The organism is Curtobacterium sp. NPDC092190 (assembly GCF_044755625.1).
Lineage (GTDB): Bacteria > Actinomycetota > Actinomycetes > Actinomycetales > Microbacteriaceae > Curtobacterium.
Genome location: NZ_JBIVRJ010000004.1, coordinates 363,193 through 385,296, shown reverse-complemented (window position 1 = coordinate 385,296; position 22,104 = coordinate 363,193). Strand labels below are relative to the sequence as shown.

The 22,104-nt window shown below is 72.4% G+C and carries 19 protein-coding genes and 3 tRNA genes; 14 read left to right on the top strand and 8 right to left on the bottom strand.

Translation table 11 applies throughout. The annotated features are described in order from the left end of the window. The first annotated feature begins 48 nt into the window (after positions 1-48). Positions 49-540: an inorganic diphosphatase gene (locus ACIQFY_RS12535; protein WP_066651400.1), complete on the top strand. Its 492-nt coding sequence runs from the start codon at positions 49-51 to the stop codon at positions 538-540. A gap of 103 nt (positions 541-643) precedes the next feature. Here ACIQFY_RS12535 and ACIQFY_RS12530 read toward each other — a convergent pair whose 3' ends face one another. Both ACIQFY_RS12530 and ACIQFY_RS12525 read right to left on the bottom strand, forming a co-directional pair. Further along, the gene (locus ACIQFY_RS12530; protein WP_400340320.1) at positions 644-2,077 is read right to left on the bottom strand and encodes an NlpC/P60 family protein; all 1,434 of its coding nucleotides are present in this window, start codon (positions 2,075-2,077) and stop codon (positions 644-646) included. Between the two features lie 33 nt (positions 2,078-2,110). Beyond that, positions 2,111-3,394 (bottom strand): peptidoglycan DD-metalloendopeptidase family protein, encoded by a 1,284-nt coding sequence (locus tag ACIQFY_RS12525; protein ID WP_400340318.1) that lies wholly within the window; start codon positions 3,392-3,394, stop codon positions 2,111-2,113. 255 nt (positions 3,395-3,649) lie between these two features. Between ACIQFY_RS12525 and ACIQFY_RS12520 the strand changes: the two genes are divergently transcribed. The 3 genes from ACIQFY_RS12520 to ACIQFY_RS12510 all read left to right on the top strand — a co-directional run bounded on the left by ACIQFY_RS12520 (position 3,650) and on the right by ACIQFY_RS12510 (position 3,923). Continuing rightward, positions 3,650-3,722: transfer RNA gene (locus ACIQFY_RS12520), tRNA-Glu, on the top strand. Positions 3,723-3,772: 50 nt separating this feature from the next. Continuing rightward, positions 3,773-3,849, top strand: a tRNA-Asp gene (locus ACIQFY_RS12515). Between the two features lies 1 nt (position 3,850). Further along, positions 3,851-3,923: transfer RNA gene (locus ACIQFY_RS12510), tRNA-Phe, on the top strand. Between the two features lie 220 nt (positions 3,924-4,143). On the opposite strand, the gene ACIQFY_RS12505 is transcribed toward ACIQFY_RS12510, so the two are convergent. Then, on the bottom strand, positions 4,144-5,154 hold the full coding sequence (locus tag ACIQFY_RS12505) for an aldo/keto reductase family protein (RefSeq protein ID WP_326497119.1): 1,011 nt from the start codon (positions 5,152-5,154) through the stop codon (positions 4,144-4,146). A 124-nt stretch (positions 5,155-5,278) separates the two neighbouring features. On the opposite strand from ACIQFY_RS12505, the gene ACIQFY_RS12500 reads away from it, so the two are divergent. Continuing rightward, the gene (locus ACIQFY_RS12500; protein WP_400340316.1) at positions 5,279-6,274 is read left to right on the top strand and encodes an SDR family oxidoreductase; all 996 of its coding nucleotides are present in this window, start codon (positions 5,279-5,281) and stop codon (positions 6,272-6,274) included. Positions 6,275-6,511: 237 nt separating this feature from the next. Here ACIQFY_RS12500 and rocD read toward each other — a convergent pair whose 3' ends face one another. Together rocD and ddaH are read right to left on the bottom strand one after the other, a co-directional pair. Next, positions 6,512-7,783: an ornithine--oxo-acid transaminase gene (gene rocD / locus ACIQFY_RS12495; RefSeq protein ID WP_400340315.1), complete on the bottom strand. Its 1,272-nt coding sequence runs from the start codon at positions 7,781-7,783 to the stop codon at positions 6,512-6,514. 2 nt (positions 7,784-7,785) lie between these two features. After that, positions 7,786-8,673, bottom strand: a complete 888-nt coding sequence (gene ddaH / locus ACIQFY_RS12490; RefSeq protein WP_326497116.1) for a dimethylargininase — start codon at positions 8,671-8,673, stop codon at positions 7,786-7,788. A 235-nt stretch (positions 8,674-8,908) separates the two neighbouring features. On the opposite strand from ddaH, the gene ACIQFY_RS12485 reads away from it, so the two are divergent. The 5 genes from ACIQFY_RS12485 to ACIQFY_RS12465 all read left to right on the top strand — a co-directional run bounded on the left by ACIQFY_RS12485 (position 8,909) and on the right by ACIQFY_RS12465 (position 12,819). After that, complete coding sequence (locus ACIQFY_RS12485) at positions 8,909-9,346, top strand: Lrp/AsnC family transcriptional regulator (protein WP_058729711.1); 438 nt, start codon at positions 8,909-8,911, stop codon at positions 9,344-9,346. Positions 9,347-9,457: 111 nt separating this feature from the next. Further along, positions 9,458-9,829, top strand: a complete 372-nt coding sequence (locus ACIQFY_RS12480) for a hypothetical protein (RefSeq protein ID WP_400340313.1) — start codon at positions 9,458-9,460, stop codon at positions 9,827-9,829. Positions 9,830-9,856: 27 nt separating this feature from the next. Continuing rightward, on the top strand, positions 9,857-10,687 hold the full coding sequence (locus ACIQFY_RS12475; RefSeq protein ID WP_400340311.1) for a nitroreductase family protein: 831 nt from the start codon (positions 9,857-9,859) through the stop codon (positions 10,685-10,687). Beyond that, on the top strand, positions 10,684-11,466 hold the full coding sequence (locus tag ACIQFY_RS12470) for a YqjF family protein (RefSeq protein ID WP_400340310.1): 783 nt from the start codon (positions 10,684-10,686) through the stop codon (positions 11,464-11,466). The genes ACIQFY_RS12475 and ACIQFY_RS12470 overlap by 4 nt, the downstream gene beginning before the upstream one ends. A gap of 81 nt (positions 11,467-11,547) precedes the next feature. Next, positions 11,548-12,819 carry a phosphatidylserine decarboxylase family protein gene (locus ACIQFY_RS12465; RefSeq protein WP_400340308.1) on the top strand — a complete coding sequence of 424 codons (1,272 nt, stop codon included), beginning with the start codon at positions 11,548-11,550 and terminating at the stop codon, positions 12,817-12,819. 16 nt (positions 12,820-12,835) lie between these two features. On the opposite strand, the gene ACIQFY_RS12460 is transcribed toward ACIQFY_RS12465, so the two are convergent. Then, a complete protein-coding gene (locus tag ACIQFY_RS12460; protein WP_400340306.1) occupies positions 12,836-13,450 on the bottom strand; it encodes a hypothetical protein in 615 nt (204 codons plus the stop codon). Positions 13,451-13,534: 84 nt separating this feature from the next. Here ACIQFY_RS12460 and ACIQFY_RS12455 point away from each other — a divergent pair, with 84 nt between their 5' ends. Both ACIQFY_RS12455 and ACIQFY_RS12450 read left to right on the top strand, forming a co-directional pair. Beyond that, the gene (locus ACIQFY_RS12455; protein WP_326497112.1) at positions 13,535-14,530 is read left to right on the top strand and encodes an SDR family oxidoreductase; all 996 of its coding nucleotides are present in this window, start codon (positions 13,535-13,537) and stop codon (positions 14,528-14,530) included. Further along, entirely contained in the window at positions 14,527-14,892 is a 366-nt protein-coding gene (locus ACIQFY_RS12450) for a hypothetical protein (protein WP_326497111.1), read from the top strand. The genes ACIQFY_RS12455 and ACIQFY_RS12450 overlap by 4 nt, the downstream gene beginning before the upstream one ends. 10 nt (positions 14,893-14,902) lie before the next feature. Here the strand turns inward: ACIQFY_RS12450 and ACIQFY_RS12445 are convergent, their stop codons facing one another. Then, on the bottom strand, positions 14,903-15,115 hold the full coding sequence (locus ACIQFY_RS12445) for a hypothetical protein (RefSeq protein ID WP_066651373.1): 213 nt from the start codon (positions 15,113-15,115) through the stop codon (positions 14,903-14,905). A gap of 97 nt (positions 15,116-15,212) precedes the next feature. Between ACIQFY_RS12445 and ACIQFY_RS12440 the strand changes: the two genes are divergently transcribed. Next, positions 15,213-16,787, top strand: coding sequence for a glycosyltransferase family 39 protein (locus ACIQFY_RS12440; protein WP_326497110.1), 1,575 nt, complete (start codon positions 15,213-15,215; stop codon positions 16,785-16,787). Positions 16,788-16,835: 48 nt separating this feature from the next. Then, entirely contained in the window at positions 16,836-18,437 is a 1,602-nt protein-coding gene (locus tag ACIQFY_RS12435) for a glycosyltransferase family 39 protein (protein WP_400340304.1), read from the top strand. A 74-nt stretch (positions 18,438-18,511) separates the two neighbouring features. Here ACIQFY_RS12435 and ACIQFY_RS12430 read toward each other — a convergent pair whose 3' ends face one another. Beyond that, positions 18,512-22,090 (bottom strand): proline dehydrogenase family protein, encoded by a 3,579-nt coding sequence (locus tag ACIQFY_RS12430; protein ID WP_400340303.1) that lies wholly within the window; start codon positions 22,088-22,090, stop codon positions 18,512-18,514. Positions 22,091-22,104 lie beyond the last annotated feature (14 nt).

Here is a 22,104-nt window from a genome sequence, read left to right as displayed (position 1 = left end):
GTAACGTTAGCCGCGCTTTCTTCCCGCACATGAGACCAGGAGCGCACCATGACCGCGTACGACGTCGTCGTCGAGATCCCCAAGGGCAGCCGCAACAAGTACGAGGTCGACCACGAGACCGGTCGTGTGTACCTCGACCGCGTGCTGTTCACGTCCTTCGTCTACCCGACCGACTACGGGTTCTTCGAGAACACGCTGGCCGACGACGGCGACCCCGTGGACGCGCTCCTGCTGCTCGAGTACCCGGTGTTCCCGGGCGTCGGCGTGAAGGTCCGCCCCGTCGGTGTCTTCAAGATGAGCGACGAGGCCGGCAACGACGCGAAGGTCCTCGTGGTCCCCGCGAAGGACCCGCGCTGGCAGCACATCCAGGACATCTCGGACGTCGACGAGCAGACCAAGGCCGAGATCGCGCACTTCTTCGAGCGCTACAAGGACCTCGAGCCGAACAAGTGGGTCAAGGCCGACGGCTGGGGCGACGCCGCCGAGGCCGAGGCGATCGTGCAGGCCGGCCAGGCCGCGTACGTGCCCGCCGGTCACTGACGCTCGCACGCACGACGGCGCCCGCGCTCCCCTCGGGGAGCGCGGGCGCCGTCGTTCATCCCGGTCGCTCGGGCGCCGGTCGCTCGGGCGCCGGTCGCTCGGGCTAGAGTGAGCCGCTCGGGCGGGCGACGTACGGCAGGAGCTGGTTCGGCAGCCAGATGCCGCGCTCGACCACGCCGACACCGGGGCGGGCGGCCTCGACCATCGTGCCGTAGCTCGTGACGATGCTGTCGTGGTAGGCGCCGGAGACGCTGCCGTTCGACGAGTAGAAGAGGATGTCGCCCGGCTGGCGCTGCGACAGCGGGACGAGCCGGCCGATCGACGCGAAGTGGTTGTACTGCCAGACGACGTTGTGCCCGCCGGTCGCGATGCCCTGCGAGTTGTACGCCATCATCACCAGGCCGGAGCAGTCCCAGGTGCTCGGGCCCGCCCCGCCCATCAGGTACGGCTTGCCGAGCTGGGCGCGGGCGTACGCGATGGCACCGGCGGCCTTCGACGGGCTCGAGACCGGTGCCGGTGCGGGGGCCGGAGCAGGGGCCGGAGCAGGCGCGGGCGCCGGAGCCGGAGCCGGACGTGACGGGGTCGTGTTCGGCTGCGTCGTGCTCGGGCGCGACGGGCTCGTGCTCGGGCGCGAGGGGCTCGTGTTCGGCTGTGTCGTGCTCGGCTGGTTCGAGCTCGGGCGCGACGGCACGGACGGCGACGCGGGGTCGCTGCTGCCACCGGAGTCGCCGGCGCTGGGTGCCGTGTCACGGGAGGCGGCGGCGGTCCTCGCAGCGAGCTGCTGCTCGGCCCGCTTCGCCTGCTGCTCGTTCCAGTACGCCGTCTCGGTCGCCTTGCTCGTCCCCTTGAGGAACGCCAGCTGGTCGAGCACCTCGGACTGCTCGTCCTGCTGCTGCTGCACCCGGGCACGAGCCGAGGCGGACGCGTCGTTGGCGTCGTCGAGGGCACGCTCGGACTTCGTGGTGGCTGCGGCGAGGGCCTTCGTCGCCGCCGACTGCTGCGCGGCGATCGACTCGACGGTGTTCTGGTCGGTCTGTGCCTGCGCGAGCACACGGGCCGAACGCTCGGACAGGTGCGAGACCGTTCCCACGCGGTAGAGCAGGTCCTTCGCGTCCGAGGCGTCGACGAGCATCGAGGTCGACAGGTCGCCACCGCCCGTGCGGGAGAGCTCGACCACGAGCCCGGCGACCTGGGCCGCCGACTCGTCCGCCCGCCGCTCGGCGCGCTTCGCCTGCGCCGTCAGGTCGTCGAGGGACGCCTGCGCCTCCTGCTGCTGCGAAACCGCCATCGCGTAGTCCTGCGCCGCCTGGAGCTCGGAGACCTCGGCGCTGTCCGCGGCGTCCTGCAGCGTCTGCAGCCGGGCACTCAGCTCGTCCGCCGTCGTCTGGGCCTGCGCCGTGTCGGCCTTCGCCTGGCGCACGTCGTCCCAGCTCGGGGCCGAGGGAGCTGCCTGGGCGGGACCGGCGAGGACGACCGACAGACCGATGCCGAGGACGGCGACGACCGCGGTGCAGCCGGACAGGGTGGAGGACTTCATGTCTCGCTCAGGGCCTCTCGACGGCGCTGTTGCTCATACCGAGATCCCCCGCGCTGCCATGAAGGGGACCGGGTCGACGGCGGAGCCGTTCACCCGGGTCTCGAAGTGGAGGTGGCACCCGGTCGACCAACCGGTCGAGCCGATCTTCGCGATCTGCTGTCCGGCCTCGACGTGCTGCCCGACGGAGACGAGGATGCCGCCGTCGACGATGTGCCCGTAGGCGGTGGAGATGCCGCCGCCGTTGTCGAGGACGACCTCGTTGCCGTAGCCGCCGCCGTTGGCCGCGAACGTCACAGTGCCGGCGTGGGCTGCGTAGATCGGGGCGTAGCAGGCGGGCGCGAGGTCGACGCCGGCGTGCAGTGCCCGGTAGTGGGTGTACGGGTCGACGCGGTAGCCGTAGGGGCTCGTCTGGTACCCGCCGGCGGGACGGACCCACCCGGAGGAGTTCGGGGCCCCGCCGCCGGAGCCGCCCTGGCCCGTCGCGGCCGCCTGCTCGGCAGCCTTCGCGGCCGCCGCAGCCCGGGCCGCCTCACGGGCCTTCTCGGCAGCGACGCCCTTGTCGTACTCGGCCTCGACGTCCTTCGCGTTCGTGGTCAGCAGGGTGAGCTGCGCCTCGAGGCGGGCCTTGTTGTCCGCCTGCGCGTCGACCGCGGTCTGTGCCCGGTCAGCGGCGTCCTGGGCCGCCTGCATCTTCGCCTGGGCCGCGTCGGCGAGGGTGCCGAGGGCCTCCTTCGCCTGCTCGGCGCGGTCGGCGAGGCCCTGGGCGACGCCGCGGTCCTGCGAGGCCTGCGAGTAGATGCCGTCGGCCTGCTCCGTGAGCTTCGACATCGCGCCGAGCTCGTAGAGCAGGTCACCCGAGTCGGACGGGTGCGTGAGGATGTCGGTCGTCACGTCGTTCGCACTCGCGCGACCGAGCTGCGCGGCGAGCTGCCCGGCCTGCTCCTCCGAGCGCTTCGCCGTGCGGTCTGCTTCGTCCGCCTGGTGCTGCAGCGTCTGCTGCTCGAGCGTCGCCGCGTCGTACTTCGTCTGCGCCGTCTGGTACGCCGTGCCGGCCGCCTCGGACTCCTGCTGCGCGGCCGATGCCTTCGCGGTCAGGTCCTGCAGGAGCGCCTTGATCTCGGTGACCTTGGCCTGCTGGGCGTCCTTCGATGCCTTGGCCTGCTCGACGTCCGACCAGCTGGGGTACTCGGCAGCCGATGCCGCGGAGACCGGGCCGACGGCGGCGAGTGCCCCGGCGGAGAGCACGACGGCGACCGCGGCGGCGATCACGCGGCGGCGGGAGCGGGGGCGGGGGATGCGGTGGGGTGCAGGCGACATGGTCTCGGTTTTGTAACGGTGCGGCGAGGCTCGGGCACGCCACACTGTCAACAGACGCAACAGTAACAACACGGGTCACGGCAGGGACACCCCCGAGCGAGGGCCTCGGCCGCTCATGATGGTCGCACCGAGCGCCCGGCCGATGCGCATCAGGACAGCGCGACACGCCGGGGATGCACGCTCGGGGGCACTCGATTTGTGCATCACGCAGAGCGTCCGTATGCTTGACTCCCGGTAGCGCACGGCGCAGCTTGCGGCCCTATCGTTTAGTGGCCTAGGACACCGCCCTTTCACGGCGGCAGCACGGGTTCGAATCCCGTTGGGGTCACTCCACGTGAGTGAGCAAGCAGCAGTACGACACCGAACACAACACAATATGGCCCTGTAGCGCAGTTGGTTAGCGTGCCGCCCTGTCACGGCGGAGGTCGCGGGTTCAAGTCCCGTCAGGGTCGCCACGGCTGGATAGCTCAGTTGGTAGAGCGTTCGACTGAAAATCGAAAGGTCCACGGATCGATGCCGTGTCCAGCCACGGTGAAGAGCCCCTCACGAGAGTGAGGGGCTCTTTTGCGTTCCCGGGCGCGGGCTGCGGGGGCTCCCGCGCACGGTGCTCGGCCGCGCTCGTCATCCGGCGCTCGTCGCACTTCGGTGGCTCGATCTGCTCGCGCACAACGAGAAGCACGTCGCGCCACGGACTTCTCTGGCGCGACGTGCTTCCGGTTGTGCAGCGGGACCGCTGCGGCTTCGCAGCCTCAGGCCTCGCGGGTCTTCGGGCTGCTGTCGTTCGTCTTCGCCGGGTCGCGCTCGACGACCGACCCGAGGGTGTCGTCGATGCGGGACATCAGCTCGGCAGGGATCTGCACCCCGGCAGCGCCGGCGTTGTCGTGCACCTGCTCCGGACGCGAGGCACCGATGATGGCGGACGCCACGTTCTCGTTCTGCAGCACCCAGGCCACCGCGAGCTGCGCCATCGACAGGCTGAGCTCGTCCGCGATCGGCTTGAGCTCCTGCACCGCCGAGAGCGTCTCGTCGTTCATGAAGCGCTCGATCATCTTCGCGCCGCCCTTGTCGTCGGTGGCACGCGAGCCCTCGGGCAGCGGCTGACCGGGCTGGTACTTGCCCGTCAGGACCCCCTGGGCGATCGGCGACCAGACGATCTGCGAGATCCCGAGCTCCTGCGACGTCGGGACGACTTCGCCCTCGATGACCCGCCAGAGCGCCGAGTACTGCGGCTGGTTCGAGATGAGCTGGAACCCGAGGTCCTTCGCGAGCTCGGCCCCGGCCCGGAGCTGGTCCGCGGTCCACTCCGAGACGCCGACGTACAGGACCTTGCCCTGCCGCACGACGTCGGCGAAGGCCTGCATCGTCTCCTCGAGCGGCGTCTCGTGGTCGAAGCGGTGCGCCTGGTACAGGTCGACGTAGTCGGTCTGCAGCCGCTCGAGCGAGCCGTCGATCGACTCGAGGATGTGCTTCCGGCTCAGCCCGGTGTCGTTGTGCCCCTTCGGGCCGGTCGGACCGAAGACCTTCGTGGCGATCTCGAGGGACTGGCGCCGCTCCCCCTTGAGCGCCTCGCCGAGGACGGTCTCGGCCCCGGTGTTGGCGTAGACGTCGGCGGTGTCGAACGTCGAGATGCCGACGTCGAGCGCGGCCCGGACGCAGGCGATCGCCGCGTCGTTCTCGACCTGGGATGCGTGGGTGAGCCAGTTGCCGTAGGTGATCTCGGAGACCTTGAGGCCCGAGTTGCCGAGGTAGCGGTACTCCATGTGCGTGTCACTCCTGTCGTGGAGCGCGTCGGTGCGCCCCGACCCGTGACGGTACGCGGGCCGCGTGGGGCAGGATCGCAGGGGCGCGGTGCACAGCGGCACCGCCGGGAGCAAGGGAGCATCCATGTCGGGACCGAGCGTGCTGTTCATCGGCGGCAGCGGCATCATCAGCGCCGCGTGCGTCCGCGAAGCCGTCGAACAGGGGTACGACGTCACCGTGCTCAACCGGGGCACGACCGACAAGCGGCCGATCCCGGATGCCGTGACGCGCCTCCAGGCCGACGTGTCCGACCGCACCGCGCTGGAAGCCGCGATCGGTGACCAACACTGGGACGTCGTCATCGACTTCGTGGCGTTCACGCCCGACCAGGTGCAGCGGGACATCGAGGTGTTCACCGGTCGGACGAACCAGTACGTCTTCATCTCGTCGGCCTCGGCGTACCAGACGCCCGCGACGCACCTGCCGATCACCGAGTCGACGCCGCTGAAGAACCCGTTCTGGCAGTACTCCCGCGACAAGATCGCGTGCGAGGACCTGCTCACGAAGGCGTACCGCGAGGACGACTTCCCGATGACGATCATCCGGCCGTCGCACACCTACGACGAGACCCTCGTGCCGTTCTCGGGCGGGTGGACGGTGCTCGGACGGATGCGCGCCGGGAAGCCGATCGTCGTGACCGGCGACGGCAGCTCGCTGTGGACGATCACGCACGCGCGGGACTTCGCGGTCGGGTTCGTCGGGCTGCTCGACCGTGCCGAGGCGATCGGCGAGGCGTTCCACATCACCGGCGACGAGGCCCCGACCTGGGACCGCATCGCCCACGAGCTGGCGGCGGCCGCGGGGGTCGAGGACCTGCAGCTCGTGCACGTCCCGGCCGACGCGATCGACGCGCTCGACGCCGACTGGGGCGCGAGCCTGCTCGGGGACAAGGCGAACACCTCGGTCTTCGACAACACGAAGGTGCAGACGCTCGTGCCCGAGTTCGCGCAGACGACGTCGATCCGGCAGGGGGCGCGGGACATCGTCGCGTGGTTCGACGCCGACCCGTCGCGCCAGGTGACGGACGAGCGGCTCGACGCGCTGATGGACCAGCTCGTCGAGCGGTGGCAGGTGCGCTGACGCGGGGCGACGCGGGCGCGGCGCGCGCGGCGCACGGTGCGACGTGCCAGTGCACAACCGGCGGCACGTCGCGCCACGGAATCGCGTGGCGCGACGTGCCTCCGGTTGTGCAGACGGGTGCAGACGCGCGCGGTGAGCGACGCGGGCGCGGTGGGCGACGCGGGCGCGGCCGAGCGCAACGGACGGGAGGCGCGGCACCCGCTGGCACCGTGCCTCCCGTCCGTCGGGTGATCGCGTCTAGCGCGCGGCCAGCACCTCGCCGAGGGTCCCGATCGCCAGACGCACCTCGTCGTCGGTGACGACGAGCGGCGGCGCGAAGCGGATCGTCGACCCGTGCGTGTCCTTCACGAGCACGCCGCGGTCGGCCAGGTCGTGCGCGATCTCCTTGCCGGTGCCGAGCGCGGGGTCGATGTCGATCCCCGCCCAGAGCCCGGCGACGCGGTGCGAGACGACCCCGTGCCCGGCGAGCTCGTCGAGCAGCCCACGGAGCAGCGGTTCGCCGTCGAGCGCGCGCTGCTGGAACGTGCCCTCGCCGAGCATCGCGACGACCTCGGACCCGACGGCAGCCGCGAGCGGGTTGCCGCCGAACGTCGACCCGTGTTCGCCGGGACGCAGGACGCCGAGCACCTCGCGGGAGCCGACGACCGCGGATACCGGGACGATGCCACCGCCGAGGGCCTTGCCGAGCGTGATCAGGTCGGGCGTCACACCGACCCGCGAGACCGCGAGGGTGTGCCCGGTGCGCCCGAGTCCGGACTGGATCTCGTCGGCGACGAACAGCGCACCGAACTCGTCGCAGACCGCGCGGACCTCGGGCAGGTAGGACTCGGGCGGGATGACCACGCCGCCCTCGCCCTGGATCGGCTCGAGCAGGACGGCGACGACGGTCTCGTCCATCGCCTCCCGCAGGGCCGCTGCGTCGCCGTACGGCACCGTGCGGAAGCCCGGCGTGTACGGCCCGAAGTCCTCGCGCGCGGACGGGTCGTCCGAGAACGACACGATCGTGGTGGTGCGCCCGTGGAAGTTCCCGGACGCGACGATGATCGTGGCCTGCCCCGCCGGGACGCCCTTGACGCGGTAGCCCCACGCACGCGAGACCTTGATCGCGGACTCGACGGCCTCGGCACCGGTGTTCATCGGCAGTACGAGGTCGGTGCCGGTCAGCGCGGCGAGCGCCGACGCGAACGGGCCGAGCCGGTCGTTCACGAACGCGCGGCTCGTCAGGGTCACCCGGTCGAGCTGGGCCCGGGCGGCGTCGAGCAGCCGGGGGTTGCCGTGGCCGAAGTTCACCGCGGAGTACGCGGCGAGTCCGTCCAGGTAGCGCTTGCCGTCGACGTCGGTCACCCACGCACCCTGGCCGGACGCGATGACGACCGGCAGCGGGCTGTAGTTGTGGGCGAGGGAGCGGTCTTCGACGGCGAGCGCGGCGGCGGTGGCACCACCGGCTGCGGTGGCGTCGCCGGACGCGCCGGCACCCGCGTGGGTGCCGGCTCCGGTCGCGGTGCTCACGGTTACCGCGCGACCGAGGTGCCGGTGCCGACGGGGTGCAGGTCGAGCGTGCAGCACTTCACGCCGCCGCCGCCGAGCAGCAGCTCGGACAGGTCGACGCCGATCGGGTTGTAGCCCTTCTCGCGCAGCTGCTCGGCGAAGGTCGTCGCACGCGATGCGATCACGACGTTGTAGCCGTCGGAGTACGAGTTGAGGCCGAGGATCGCGGCGTCCTCCTCGGTCGCGATGACCGCGTCGGGGAAGCGCTCGCGCAGGATCGCCAGCGAGGGCTCGTCGAAGGCGCTCTCCAGGTAGGCGATGTTCGAACGACCCGACGCGTCGGGCTCCGGGTCGAGCACGGCGATGGCGGTGTCGAGGTGGTAGAAGCTCGGGTTGATGAGCTTGAGGGTGACGACCTCGCGGCCGTAGATGCGGGCGAGCTCCTCGTGCGAGGTGCTGTCGGAGCGGAAGCCGGTGCCGGCGAAGATGGTGTCGCCGATGAGCAGGAAGTCACCCTCGCCCTCGTTGGTCTCCTCGGGCTCGGCGACGGTGAGGCCGGCGCTCCGGAACCAGTCCATGTACGCGGGGCCCTCGGGCTGGCGCTCGGGGTACTGGAACTTCGCGCCGTACGCGACGCCGTCGAGCACGAAGCCGCCGTTGGCCGCGTAGACCATGTCGGGCAGGCCCTCGATCGGCTCGATGTACGAGATGTCGAAGCCGAGCTGCTCGTAGACGTCGACGAGCGACTGCCACTGCTCGACGGCCTTCGACGTGTCGGTCGGCTCCTCGGGGTGCATCCACGGGTTGATCCGGTAGCTCACCGTGTAGTGCGTCGGCTTGCACATCAGGATCGTGCGCTTCGTGGCGACACGGGCCGGTGCGGCCTGCGGTTCGGTTGCGGTGTTCGACATCAGTCCTCCTGGGACCGGGGCCCGAGCCTGCCAGGAACCACCACGGGTGAAGCACTCCGATGAGATGCAGGCTCACTCACCGCAGCGGACCAGGTCGACGCCAGCAGCAGTCTGACACGAACGGTCCGGTCGGTGCAGTACCCCGTCCACGAGCGCATGGCACCCGTTCGGGTGACGCACGATTCCTGCGTCGGACGCACCTGGCTCGCAAGAACCCCGCGTACGATCGACGAACATGGACACGCTCGACCACCGCATCCTGGACCAGCTCCGGGAGAACGCCCGAGCCGGCTACGGCGACATCGGGTCGGTGGTCGGTCTCTCCGCGTCGGCGGTCAAGCGTCGGGTCGACCGCCTGGTCGCCGACGGGGTCATCCAGGGGTTCACGATCAAGGTCGACCCCGCGGTCGAGGACCGTGGGACCGAGGCCTGGGTCGAGCTGTACTGCCGCGGCACCGTTTCCCCCGACGAGCTCCGCACGCTGCTCGACACCGTGCCCGAGGTCGTGGACGCCGGGACCGTCACCGGCAGCGCCGACGCCGTCGTGCACATGCGCTCCCGTGACCTGCCGGCGCTCGAGCTCGCACTCGACCGGGTGCGCCTGGCCCCGCAGGTCGACCACACCCGCAGCGCCATCGTCCTGTCGAAGCTCGTCTCCCGCGAGTCCGCGTAGCCCCCGTCTCCTCCGCGGAACGCAACGTCGGCGACGGTGCGCAGCGGCACAGCGGTGCGAGGGAGCGCGCACGTTGCGTCTTGCGAGCGTCCCGCGCGTAGGGTCGCGGTCGTGGGGATCGGGAGGACGGCCGGGAGGCGCGGCGCCACGCCCACGCGTCCGCCGGCGGCCCGCCGCCTGGTCGCCGCAGCCGCCGCCGCGTACGTCGCGAACTGCCTCTGGGGCACCGCGGTCGCGGTCCGCGCGATCCGCACGGAGAAGCTCCGCGTCGTGCACCACGGCCTCTTCGTCGTGACCGCGACCCTGACCGGGGTCGCCGCGACCACCCCGGCCTGGACACGGGACCGCTCCGCACTGTTCCTGCTGCCGGCGCTCGTCCCCCTCGCCCTCGCTCCACGCACGAACCCCCGCTCCGGAGCACACTGGAGAGTTGCGGTCGCCGCCGCACCGTCCTACCTGGGGGCGTTGCTCGCACGACGCTGACCGCGACGACGAGACACGAGGGATGCAGTGGAGCTCTTCGAGGCCATCCGACGCCGGCGCACGACCAACGGGGCGTTCCTGCCCGACCCGGTGTCCGAGGAGCACCAGCGGCTGCTGATGGAGCTCGCAGGACGTGCACCCTCGCAGTTGAACAGCCAACCGTGGCGCTTCGTCATCGTCGAGGAGCGCGACACCATCGACCGCATCGCCGACATCAGCGGCCGGTCGATGACGCAGACGATGGCCGAGGGATCGTTCTTCACGCGCTACCGCCCGTACTTCCGGTTCTCGCAGGCCGAGATGGACGAACGTCGGGACGGGATGCTGTTCGACAAGCTGCCGGGACCGCTCAAGCCCTTCACGAAGCAGGTGTTCACCACGCGCGGGCAGCTCCTCATGAACACGCTCCGGGTACCGCAGACCCTCGGCGAGGAGAACCGGAAGCTCGTCGCCGGGTCGCCGCTCCTGCTCGGGGTGATGCTCGACCGCGACGAGTACCGGAAGGAGGCGCGCAACGCCTTCTACTCCGTGTTCAGCATGGGCGCGGCGATGGAGAACGTCTGGCTCGCGACGACCGAGCTCGGCCTCGGGATCCAGTTCGTGTCCTTCCCGATGGAGGTCGAGGAGGCCTGGGCCGAGATCGAGCGGCTCCTCGCGGTGCCGCCGGAGCTCGAGCTGATGGCCGTCTACCGGATCGGCTACCTGCCGCCGGAGCGTCGACGTCCCGCCATCGACTGGGTGTCGAACGAACGGAAGCGCCCGTCGCAGTACGTGTTCCGCGGGACCTGCGCCACCCCGCAGCAGGGGTGGGACGACCTGCCGGACGCTGCCCGCGCGACCGACGGGACCGTCTCGTGACCGCCGGACAGCGGGCCGGGGGCGAGCCGGACCTCCCGGCCGTCTCGCCGGAGGCACCGCCCCTGCGCGGGACGCCGTGGATCTCGCAGGACTGGCTCGACGTGGTCTTCGTGCACTGGCGCGTCGACGTTTCGGCGGTGGCACCGCTGCTGCCCGCCGGAGCGCACCCGGACACGATGGCGCCGGACGGGACGGACGACGGCGTGACCACCTGGGCGGGCCTCATCGGGTTCCGGTTCACGGACACGCGCTTCCCGCCGCTCGGCGGGCTCGGACGGGCCGGCAGCGTCGGCGACTTCGTCGAGGTCAACGTGCGCGTCTACACGCGCGACGACCAGGGCCGTCGGGGCGTCGCGTTCCTGTCACTGGACGCCGGGAAGCTCCTGCCGACGATCGGCGCACGGGTCGCGACGGGCCTGCCGTACTGGTGGGCGCACGCGGCGATCCGGAAGACCGACGGCCGGGTGGGCTACGCGATGCGTCGGCACGGGACGCACCTGCGGTCGACCTTCGACGTCCGGGTGGGCGACGCGGTCGACGAGCCGACGCCCCTCGAGACGTTCCTGACGGCACGGTGGGGCATGCACGTGCGGCGGGTCGGCGCGACGCGCTACTGGCCGAACGAGCACGAGTCGTGGCCGCTGCACCGGGCGTCACTCGTGTCGCTGCGGGACGACCTGGTGGCGGCTGCGGGGCTGCCCTTCGGACTGTCCGGACTGGAACCGGACTCGGTGCTGTACTCGCCGGGGGTGACCACGCGGTTCGGGCGGGGACGCTGACGGTCGTGCCGATCGTGCCGGCCGGGAGGGGCGGGGCGGCTCCTGAGACCGTCACGGTGGGCGGTGGGTAGCCTCCTCCGCGTGACCGGTGGAGCGCAGCAGCAGGACGTCCGACGCCGAGCGGGATGGCTCCCGCAGGACCAGAGCGGGCTCGAGGCCTGGCTCCGCGGGCGTCGCGAACGCCACCAGGAGCGCGACCCCGACCGGGCCCTGCACCCGGCGGTCTCGGCCCTCCGCGACCTCGTCGAGGGCGACCCCGTGCTGCGGATGCACGCGCACCAGATGATCGAGCAGGTCCCCGCTGGTCGCGCGTACCAGGACCGGCACCTCGAGTCGTTCGGGGAGCTGCTCGAGCTCGTCGACGAGGTCATCACGACCGCGCCCGAGTACAGCGACGAGCAGATGGTGATGACGCCGCTCGACGGGGTGCTCGACTGGACGAAGGCGACCCCGGCGGGCTTCGCCTTCTACCGGGACCCGCGCGTGAACGACGCGCTCCGGACGATCCTGCAGGGGTGGTGCGACTTCCTGTCGAGCGACAAGTCCCTCGAGGTGCTCGTGGACGCACCCTCGGGGTGGTGCAGCGATGCCGCTCGTCGGGCGGTCGGCATGGACCGGTTCGAGCACGATGCCGATGCCGAGCACTGGGGCTTCGGGTCGTGGAACGACTTCTTCACGCGGCGCTTCCGGGACGGCGAGCGCCCGGTCACCTCGCCCGACGACGACGCGGTCGTGGTGAGCCCCTGCGAAGCCACCCCGTACCGGATCGCCAGTCGCGTCCACCGGCTCGACGCGTTCTGGGCGAAGGCGGAGCCGTACTCGGTCGAGGAGCTGCTCGCCGGCGACGAGACCGCCGACCTGTTCGTCGACGGAACCGTGTGGCAGGCGTTCCTCAGCGCACTCGAGTACCACCGCTGGCACAGCCCGGTCGCCGGGACGGTCCTGCGCGCCTGGGTCGAACCGGGGACCTACTACTCCGAGGCCTCGTCGCAGGGCACCGACGCCGCCGAGCCGCAGCTGTCACAGGGCTACCTGGCACACGTCGCCACCCGCGCCATCGTGCTCATCGACGCCGACGACCCCGCGATCGGGACGATCGCGGTCGTGTTCATCGGGATGTCCGACGTCTCCTCGTGCGTGATCGGCGAGGGGATCTCGGCCGGTGCGCACGTCGGCAAGGGCGACGAGCTCGGGTACTTCCAGTTCGGCGGGTCGTCGGTGTGCGTGCTGTTCGGGCCGGACGTCGTCGAGTCGTTCTCGCTGGGGGCGCTGCCGCAGGCGCCGGAGGAGGAGCCGGCGGTCCTGCCGGTGCGGTCGCACCTGGCGACGGCGCGGCGGCGGTCGTCCGACTGACGGCAAGACCCAGCGGTCACTCCAGCGCTGCACGGGCGACGGCACGGGACTGCAGGATCGCGACCACCGCCGTGAAGACACCGATGAGCGGAACGACCCGGGTCCAGACGGTCACGCGCCACTCGGGTACGGCGCCGGCTGTCAGACCGACGACCACCAGGACCAGGGACACCGCCGCGACGACGGCGCAGGTCACCGACACCGCCAGTCGGTCGAAGCGGGTCAGTGAGCGCGCAGACCACATCATGATGGGTAGCCCGCCGAGGGCGCCCGCGGCGACCCCGACCGTGCCGCCACCGATCATGCTCGCGACCAGCACCGCCGCGCCGCTCGCGCCACCCGTCACGACCGTGGTGCGGTGCAGGTCCCACGAGGCGCCGCGGGTCTGTTCCCCGTACGCACGCCATCCTGCTGAGGCCAGCGCCACTGCCCCGGTCGTCACGACGACCGCAGCCGTCGTCCAGACCACGCGCGCGAGCAGGTCCCCGGCTGCGATCCCCGCGACCATGACGAACGCGGCGACGGCGACCGCGACCAGCGGCAGGGCCCACACCTCGTACGTCCGTGTCGGGGTCCGCAACACCCAGCCGGGAGGTGCCTCCTCGGCCTGCGCCTGGTCACCCGTCTCCACCGCGCCATCCTGCCCCACGCCGTCCGGCGGCCGGGGGACAGCGGCTGGACCGGTGCGGACACGAGCCCGCGTACAACGGACAGCATGACGCGCGTGGCAGTGGTGACCGGTGGTTCGGCAGGGCTCGGACGGGCGACCGTCCGCGAACTCGCGGCCCGGGGGTGGGACGTCGCCGTCCTGGCCCGTGGACGCGACGGGGTCGACGCCGCGGTCGCCGAGGTCGAGGTCGCGGGACGCCGAGGCCTCGCGCTGATCGCCGACGTGGCCGACCGACAGGCCGTCGAGGCCGCCGCCGAGCGCGCCGAGCAGGAGCTCGGACCGATCGACCTCTGGGTGAACTGCGTGATGGTCGGGGTCTTCGGGCGCTTCACGGACACCGGCCCCGGCGACTTCGAGCGCGCTGTCGACGTCAACTTCCTCGGCTTCGTCAACGGCACCCGCGCGGCGCTGGCCCGGATGGTCCCCCGTGACCGTGGGCACGTCATCCAGGTCGGTTCCGCACTGGGCTTCCGGGGCATCCCCCTGCAGGCCGCCTACTGCAGCGCGAAGCACGCCATCGTCGGGTTCACCGAGTCGGTGGTGTCCGAGCTCACGGAACAGGGCAGCAGGGTGGCCGTGAGCCGCGTCGACATGCCCGCGCTCAACACGGTGCAGTTCAACTGGGTGAAGTCGCTCCTGCCGCACCACCCGCAGCCCGTCGCACCGATCTACCAGCCCGAGGTCGGCGCCCGCGCGATCGCCGTCACCGCGGAGCGGCCGCGCCGCCGCACGTGGGTGGGCGAATCGACGGTCTACACGATCCTGGGCAACCGGATCAGTGGACGCTTCGCCGACTGGTACGCCGCGAAGACCCTGGTCAGCGGACAGCAGGCCGAGCAGAAGGACGGACAGTCGCTGCCGACGAACCTGCACGAGCCCGTCCCGGGCGACCACGGTGCACACGGGGTCTTCGACGACTCCGCGCACGCCTGGTCGCCGCAGACCTGGTGGGTCGAGCACCGCAGGCTCGGCAACGGGATCATCGGAGCCGCCGTCGGCGTCGCGGGCGCGATCGCCCTGGCCGCGGGGAAGCGCCGATGAGCCGCCGCTCCCGCAGGGACCGCCGGCAGCGTGCGCGGTGGGTCGAGGGGCTCCGCGCCGGCATCGGCATCGCACACCTGCTTGCCTCGCGTGGGTCGACGGGCCGGGTGGCCGTGTTCGGTCGGGTGCTCGGCGCCCGGCAGCTCGTGCAGGCCGCACTGCTCACGCGCGCAGCGTCACCGGAAGCCCACGTCCTCGGCGCAGCGGTCGACGCCACGCACGGCGTCTCGATGGTGCCGCTCATCGCCCTCGACCGGCAGACACGGGGGTTCGCGGCACGGCAGCTCGTCGTCGCCGTGGCCCTCACCGTGCTCGAGGTCGGCCTCGTCGGCACGGGACACGGTCGCCCCGGCCGACGTTGACCGCCGCTGCCTACTCGACCTCGTCGTTCGGCTGCTCCTCCTCGACACCCGTCTCGTCCATCCGGTCGCGCAGGTGGTCGGCCATGGCGCCGGCGCCCTCGTGTCCGTGGTCGTGATCGACCTGCTCGACCAGCCCGGCGAGCTTCTCCTCGTTGGTCGCCTCGGTGGCACCGTCCATCACGGGGGCGGTCTGGACCTCGTCGTCGTTCGCTCGTGCGTTCATGCACGGGACGCTACGCCGCTCGGCCCGCGCGTCGGCGGCGGACGGTCAGGCACCGCCGCACAGCGGAGCGCGCAGACCCCGCTGCTAGCCTTGCCGGATGTCCGACCTCGGGATCGAGTCGCGGACCGGATCCGATCCCGCGCCGGTCACGCGCCGTCGCGCCAGGGGGCCCCGTCGCTCCCTGCTGGCCGCTGTCCTGGTGGGTCTGATCGCTGCAGCCGTGTCCTTCGCCGGCGCCTGGAGCACCCCGTCCGCGCTGGACGAGGCGGCCACGATGAGTGCCGCGAACCGGTCCCTGGTACAGCTGTGGCAGATGGCACAGCACGTGGACGGCGTGCACAGCCTGTACTACGCCCTGGTGCACGTGTGGCTCGACGTCGTGCCGTTCGAGTTCTGGACACTGCGACTGCCGGGTGCCGTGGGCATCGGGGTCGCCGCCGGGCTGCTGGTGGAGCTCGCGCGCCGTCTGGTCGACCTGCGGACCGGGATCGTCGCCGGGCTGGTGTTCGCGGTCCTCCCCCGGGTGACGTCGGCCGGCATCCAGGGGCGCTCGTACGCGTTGACGACCACCACGGCGGCCGCCCTCACGCTCGTCCTCGTCATCGCCGTGGACCGCTCTCTCGCCCGGCGGCGCAGCGCTTGGGCCTGGTGGTCCGCGTACGTCGTCGTCGGCGGACTGAGCACCTACCTCTTCCTCTACTCGGCGCTGCTCGTCGTCGCGCACGCCGTCGCGGTGGTCGTGTGGTTGCTCGTGCGGCGTCGGCGCTCCGACTGGATCGAGGTGGCCCTGCCCTTCGCGGCCGCGACGGCCCTGGTCGCTGCATCCACCGTGCCGCTCGCCCTCCTCACCTCCGGGCAGGCATCCGAACAGCTCTACTGGATGAGCTCGCGCCTCGCCCTCGACGGACGGCTCGCGGACTCGGTCTTCGTCCAGCAGTACTTCGCCCGGTCGCTGCCGCTCGCGCTGGTCGGATGGGCCCTCGCGGTCCTCGGGGTCGTCGCCGCGTTCGTCGACCGCCGGTCGCGCTCCCGACGGCCCGCAGTGTGGCTCGCCCTCTGTACCGTCGTCGTCCCGACCGCAGCCGTCATCGTCGTGTCGGTGGTCGTGCAGCCGTACTACAACTCCCGGTACCTGACCTTCGCCGCACCCTTCGTCGCCCTGCTCGTCGCCCTCGGCGCGACGTCCTTCCGCGCGCGGCTCGTGGCACCCTTGGCGGTCCTCGCCGTCGTGGCACTCGCCACGCCCGCGATCGTCGCGCAACGGGCCGGCGAGGGATCGCCGGGGGGCGAGTGGGAACGGGTCGCGGCGTACGTCGCCGCGGACCGGGCCGCCCACGACGACGGGGACGGCCTCGACGCCGTCTACTACGGACCGTTGCCCGGGCACCCGAAGCGGACGACGGAGTACGTGTCGTCCTCCTACCCGGCCGCCTTCGCCGGCATGCGCGACCTGACGGTGGTCCGCAGTGCTGCGAGCATCGGCCAGCTGTGGGCCGACCGACTCGCTCCGGGGGACGACCTGCCGCTCGAGGGTGTCGAGCGTGTCTGGTACGTCGGCGGACGGACGAGCGTTCAGCCCGCTGCTGCACGCGAGGCGCTCGCACGGGCCGGCTGGTCGGAGGACGACCGGGAGCGCATCGGCGACTTCTACGTGATCGCCTACACCCGGTGAGGCCCGGACGAGACGGTGGGTCGTCGACCGGACGGTAGGCTCGGCTCCGTGCGCCGATCCCTGACGACCAGGGACGCGGGATCGGACGACGTGTCCGACGTGCCCGCGTCCGACACCACCCGACCGGCCTGGCGTCACCCCGCGGTGCCGGCCTCGCTCGTCGGCATCGCGGCGTTCCTGGTCTCCTTCGCGGGGACGTGGGCTGCGCCGGCAGGGATCGACGAGGCCGCGACCATGTCGTCCGCGCGCCGCTCCCTGCCGGAGCTGTGGCACATGGCGCACAACGTCGACGGGGTGCACAGCACCTACTACGCGCTGATGCACCTGTGGTTATCGGTCGTGCCCTACGACATGCTCACCCTGCGGCTGCCGAGCGTGATCGCCTCCGCCGTCGCGGCAGCGCTCCTCGTCGAGCTCGGCCGACGGGTCGCCGACGCTCCGACGGGGGTCGTGGCGGGACTCGTGTTCGCCGTCCTGCCGCGCGTCACCTCCGCGAGCGGCCAGGGGCGCTCGTACGCGTTCAGCTTCACGTTCGCGGTCCTGCTCACCCTCGTCCTGGTCGTCGCCGTGCAACGCACCCGCGACCGTGTGCCGCGCGCCTGGGTGTGGTGGCTGGGCTACGCGCTCGTCGCCGCAGTCGGCTCGTACTTCTTCCTGTACTCGGCGCTGCTGGTCGTGGCGCACGGTGTGACGGTCCTGGTCTGGCAGCTGACCCGCCGTCGGCCCGCCGGGATCCTGCGTGCCGGGCTCTGGTGGCTCGGCGCTGCGGCGGTCGCGGGGCTCCTGGTGCTGCCCCTCGTCCGGATGACCTCGGGGCAGGCGGACAAGCAGCTCTACTGGATCGGCACCACGTTCGACTTCAACCGCAAGGTGGTGCAGTCGATCCTGGTCGAGCAGTACTTCGGCGACTCGGAACGTCTCGCACTGGTGGGGATCGTGCTCGCCGTCGTGGGCGTCCTCGTGACGGTCGCGGTCCCGCGTCTCCGCCGACGGGTCCGCGCCGTGGAGCTCGCGGTCCCCGCCGTCGTCGTGCCGCTCGTCGCGGTCCTCGCCGTGTCGATCCTGGTGAAGCCGCTGTACAACGCGCGGTACCTGACCTTCACGACCCCCTTCGTCGCTCTCGCGATCGCGCTCGCCCTCACCGCGTTCGGTGCACTCCTGCGCTGGCGTCTGACCCTCGCCCTCGCGACCGCGGGGGTGGTGGTCATCGCCCTGCTCGCCTACCCCGTCATCGCCGCACAGCGCGCACCGATCGGCAAGACGGGCACGCACTGGAAGATGGCGACGGACCACCTGGCCGCCGAGCGCGCGCAGGAGCCCGCCGGCAGCCGCGACGGCATCTACTACGGTCCGCTGCCGCGGCACGAGATCCGGACGACCGAGTACGTCTCCTCGGCCTACCCCGACGCGTTCGCGGGCATGCGCGACCTGACGCTCGTGCGCCCGGCATCGGAGATCGGCGAGCTGTGGGCAGAACGCGAGCCACGCGACCGCGAGCCCGACGTGTCGGGGCTCGACCGAGTCTGGTACCTCGGTGCCGAGACGAGCAGCCAGCCCGCGACGCTGACCGCGCAGCTCGAGGCCGACGGATGGCGGGTCGAGTCGCGGAAGTCCGTGCAGACGCTGGAGATCATCAGTTACGTCCGCTGACGGAGGTCGGCAGGCGCGAGGGCAGCAGGCCGAGGACGGCCGGCTGAGGACGCCCGCCGCACGCCGCTGGCCCGTCAGAGCCGGAGGCGGCTGACGACCCGGGAGACGTCACCGTGACGGTGCGCGGTGACGGACACCGTCTGCTCCCGCAGGAAGTGCAGCATCTCGACGATGCCGGACTCCACCACGGGGTCGTCGTGGATGGTCGTCTCGGTGCCGGCGCCCAGGGCCTCCTCGAGGGCACGGGCGTCACCGCCGAGCAGCCGGACGCGTGACCCGGGGCCGCCGAAGGCCGCGTGCCGTCGGGGCTCCGCTCCCTGCGCGAGCACCAGGTCGATCGGGTCGACCTCCGGCTCAGCGCCGTCCGACCACCCGTCCTGCAGCAGGGTGCCCGCCGCAGCCCGTCCCAGGAACGTGGCGTCGTCCTCGACGACCTGGTCGACCACGTCGAGGGGCGAGCGCGCCGTCGAGAACAGCGGCAGGAGCTCGGCGGGCAGCGGACGGGCGGTGCTGAGGAGCACGTGCGCGCGCGCTGCGGTCGCGGCGACGAGCACGCGGACGAGGTCGCCGGCGCCGACCCCCGAGGACTGCCGGACCACGACCGACTGCGGGCGGAACCGGATGACGTTCCGCTCGACGACCAGGTCGGCCGTGTCCCGCGATCGTCCGTACAACGATGCCCGGGCAGCGGCATCGCTCTCGGCCCCGGCACGGACGCGGTCGAACTCCTCGAAGGACAGTCCGGCCCGGGCCGCCTCGATGACGGCGGTGACGCGGTTGCCGAGTCCCTGCAGCTGGATGTTCCGGTGCGGCTGACGTCGGGTCGGGTCCCACCGGTCCGCCCCGATCACGGCCAGCGGCCCGCCGCGGTGCACGGTCGGACCGACCGCGGTCCCGCGCCACCCGCCGACGGGCTGGCGTCCCGGCCGGGCCCCGGTGGTCGGGCGGTCGACCACGAGCACGCCGGCCCGGGTCCGGTCGGACCAGGTCGCGACCTCGTCGGGGTCGAGGGTGTGGAGCGCCGCGACGGAGCCGCCGTCGACGGAGTGCTGCAGGGCGATCGCCTCGTCGAGGGTCTCCACGCGGACGACGTCGAGGACGGGTGCCGGCACGGCCGTCCGCGCGAGGTCGCCCGTGGCGCGGACGCCCTCCCGCACACCCGGCGACCAGAGTCGGCCGGTGTCGTCCAGCGCGACCGGTTCGACGAGCCAGGACTCCCCCGGGCGCAGCTCGGTGAGCGCGGTCCGGACGGCGCCGGTCGGCTCGGCGACGAGCGGCCCGACCTGGGCGGTCGCGTCCGTCGGCCACGCGGTGCGCAGGCCACGGACGGCATCGGCGAGCTGCTCGCGGAAGCGCGGGCTCTCCCCCACGGACCCGACGAGCACGAGCAGCGACACCGCCGACGACGCCTGTCCGGAGCGGGCGAAGGCGGAGGCGACGACGTCGCGCACCGCCTGGTCGAGGTCGGCCGAGGGGGTGACGACCGCGGTGACGACCCCGGTGAGCTCCGCCACGAGGGGCAGGTCCGCGCGCCACCAGCGGTAGGACCGAGCGGTCTCCGGGGTGCCGGTCAGGACGACGCGGTCGACGGCGGGGTGCGCCACGAGGTCGCGTGCGAGGTCGCTGCCGTCGAGGTCGACGAGCTGGAGCAGGGAGTGCGGGACACCGGCGTCCCAGAGCACGTCGGCGAAGACGGCACCGGTGCGTCGGGCGGCGGTGGCGGGCTGGAGCACGACCCCGCTGCCCGCGGCGAGCGCGGTGAGCACACCGTCGGCGGCATCGAGGAGCGGGGCGTTCCACGAGGGCACGACGACCGTCAGGCGTGGCGGGACCGGGACCGCCCCGTTGATGTCCTCGAGGTGTCGCGTGCGGTCCGCGGCGTGCGTGGCGGCGTCGACGGCCCGGCTGACCTCGCCGTCGGCGTCGGTCAGGGTGAGCCCGAGCTCGGCGATCATCGTCTCGACGAGTGCACCGCGGTGGGTCTCGAGCGCGTGGCCGATCAGGTCGAACAGCTCGGCACGGTCCTCCGGGTCCTGGCGGCCCCAGTTCACACCGGCCTGGGCGGTGCGGGCGACGAGACGCTCGAGGCGTCCGCGGTCGGTGATGCGGGCGGCACGGATCGTCCTGGTGCCGCGCTGCGACTCCGGTACCCGGGCGAGCACCTCGGCGGCCCACGCGCGGTTGCCCGGCGTGGAGGGGTCTGTGTCCTGCGTGTTCTCGGCAGCCGAGCGCAGCACAGGGTCACCCGGCGGCCGTCGGCGGTCCTGGATGCGGCGCGTGGGCGGCGCGGGACGGAGGAGCGCGGCCACGGCGTCGACGTGCTCGGCGGTGGCACGCTCGACGGCAGCGGTGTCGTCGGTCGAGCCGGTCGTGTCCGCCGCCGTCGACCCGGCCGTGGTCGAGCCGCCCACCGGGCGGTGGCCGGCGACCTCGCGCAGTCGACGAGCGAGGTACGGGACGGCAGCGTCGAACTCGTCGGGCCGCACCAGTGGCACACCGAGGACCACGTGGCCGAACGCCGTGCGCAGCACCTCGGCGTACCGCGTCGTGCCGAGGAGCAGCTCGGGTCCGACGACGTCGAGCACGCCGCGGCGCTCGGCGAGCACGTGCGCGGTCGCGAGGGCGAACGGGTCGTCGGTGGCGACACCGACGTGCACTGCGTCGGTCCGCTCGGGGTCGATCGCCGTGTCGAGCAGGCGCAGGAACGCGGTGTCCGTCGTGCGGGTGTCCGCGGTCACGGCGAGCGGCCGGCTCTCGAGCACGGCGTCGACCCCTTCGGTGGCGAGGAGCGTGCCCTTGGTGAAGCGGACGCGTACGGGTGCCCCGCCGGATACCCGACGCTCCCGTGCTGCGGTCGTCACCCGGTCGAGCAGGTCGAGCGACTCGGGGAGTTCGGCGGGCAGGGTCACCCCGAGGGTGAGCTCCCGCGTGCCGTCCTGCTCGAGCAGCGCGCACAGGACCGCGACGGCGCGTTGGACGCCTCGGGCCCGGCCGGACTGCAGGGTGACCACGGGCGGTGTCGGCCGGCTCGCCGCGGTGTGCAGGAGCGGTGCGAGGTGCCGGATCGCGTCGGCGACGGTGGCGTCGAGGTCCCACGGGGACACCGGCGGCAGCACGGCGTCGAGGTCGACGGTGACGGCGGCGACCTCGTGGTGGAGCAGGTCGTCGAGTGCCGCGAGCCGTCGGTCGCGACCGGCCGGTCCGAGCACGGCGGGGCCGAGGAGGTCGACGTCGAGTCGGGTGTCCGGCCCGCCGACCTTCGCGAGTGCCGCGGGGGTCCGGGCGGGCGTGGCGTCGACGACGAGGTGTCCCGCGAGTCGCCGGAGCACCTTCCGCGCGGAGGGGACGACCGCCCACGGCGCCATGGTCGCGAAGCCGCCGCCCACCGTCACCGCGCCGCGGAGGTACCAGGCGAGGTCGTCCGGTACCGCCCGGCTCGCACGCTCGAGGTTCCGGGCGACGACCTTCGGGTCCTCCGGCCGGACCACGACGTCGACGAACGCGCGGGCGAACTCGGCGCCACGGGGGTCGGCGAGCAGCTCGGCCAGACGTGCGGCCGCGGGCTCCGGCTTCACCCCGCGGGCGGCCTCGATCCACCCCTGTGCCCGCATGACCGCGTCGTCGGTGCAGTCTCGGAGGTGCGGGGTCGGCATGGAGTGATCGTATT

Coding starts and splice junctions, on each gene's coding strand:
- ACIQFY_RS12535 (WP_066651400.1), top strand. CDS start 49: ATGACCGCGTACGACGTCGTCGTCGAGATCCCCAAGGGCAGCCGCAAC.
- ACIQFY_RS12530 (WP_400340320.1), bottom strand. CDS start 2,077: ATGAAGTCCTCCACCCTGTCCGGCTGCACCGCGGTCGTCGCCGTCCTC.
- ACIQFY_RS12525 (WP_400340318.1), bottom strand. CDS start 3,394: ATGTCGCCTGCACCCCACCGCATCCCCCGCCCCCGCTCCCGCCGCCGC.
- ACIQFY_RS12505 (WP_326497119.1), bottom strand. CDS start 5,154: ATGGAGTACCGCTACCTCGGCAACTCGGGCCTCAAGGTCTCCGAGATC.
- ACIQFY_RS12500 (WP_400340316.1), top strand. CDS start 5,279: ATGTCGGGACCGAGCGTGCTGTTCATCGGCGGCAGCGGCATCATCAGC.
- ddaH (WP_326497116.1), bottom strand. CDS start 8,673: ATGTCGAACACCGCAACCGAACCGCAGGCCGCACCGGCCCGTGTCGCC.
- ACIQFY_RS12485 (WP_058729711.1), top strand. CDS start 8,909: ATGGACACGCTCGACCACCGCATCCTGGACCAGCTCCGGGAGAACGCC.
- ACIQFY_RS12455 (WP_326497112.1), top strand. CDS start 13,535: ATGACGCGCGTGGCAGTGGTGACCGGTGGTTCGGCAGGGCTCGGACGG.
- ACIQFY_RS12450 (WP_326497111.1), top strand. CDS start 14,527: ATGAGCCGCCGCTCCCGCAGGGACCGCCGGCAGCGTGCGCGGTGGGTC.
- ACIQFY_RS12445 (WP_066651373.1), bottom strand. CDS start 15,115: ATGAACGCACGAGCGAACGACGACGAGGTCCAGACCGCCCCCGTGATG.
- ACIQFY_RS12440 (WP_326497110.1), top strand. CDS start 15,213: ATGTCCGACCTCGGGATCGAGTCGCGGACCGGATCCGATCCCGCGCCG.
- ACIQFY_RS12430 (WP_400340303.1), bottom strand. CDS start 22,090: ATGCCGACCCCGCACCTCCGAGACTGCACCGACGACGCGGTCATGCGG.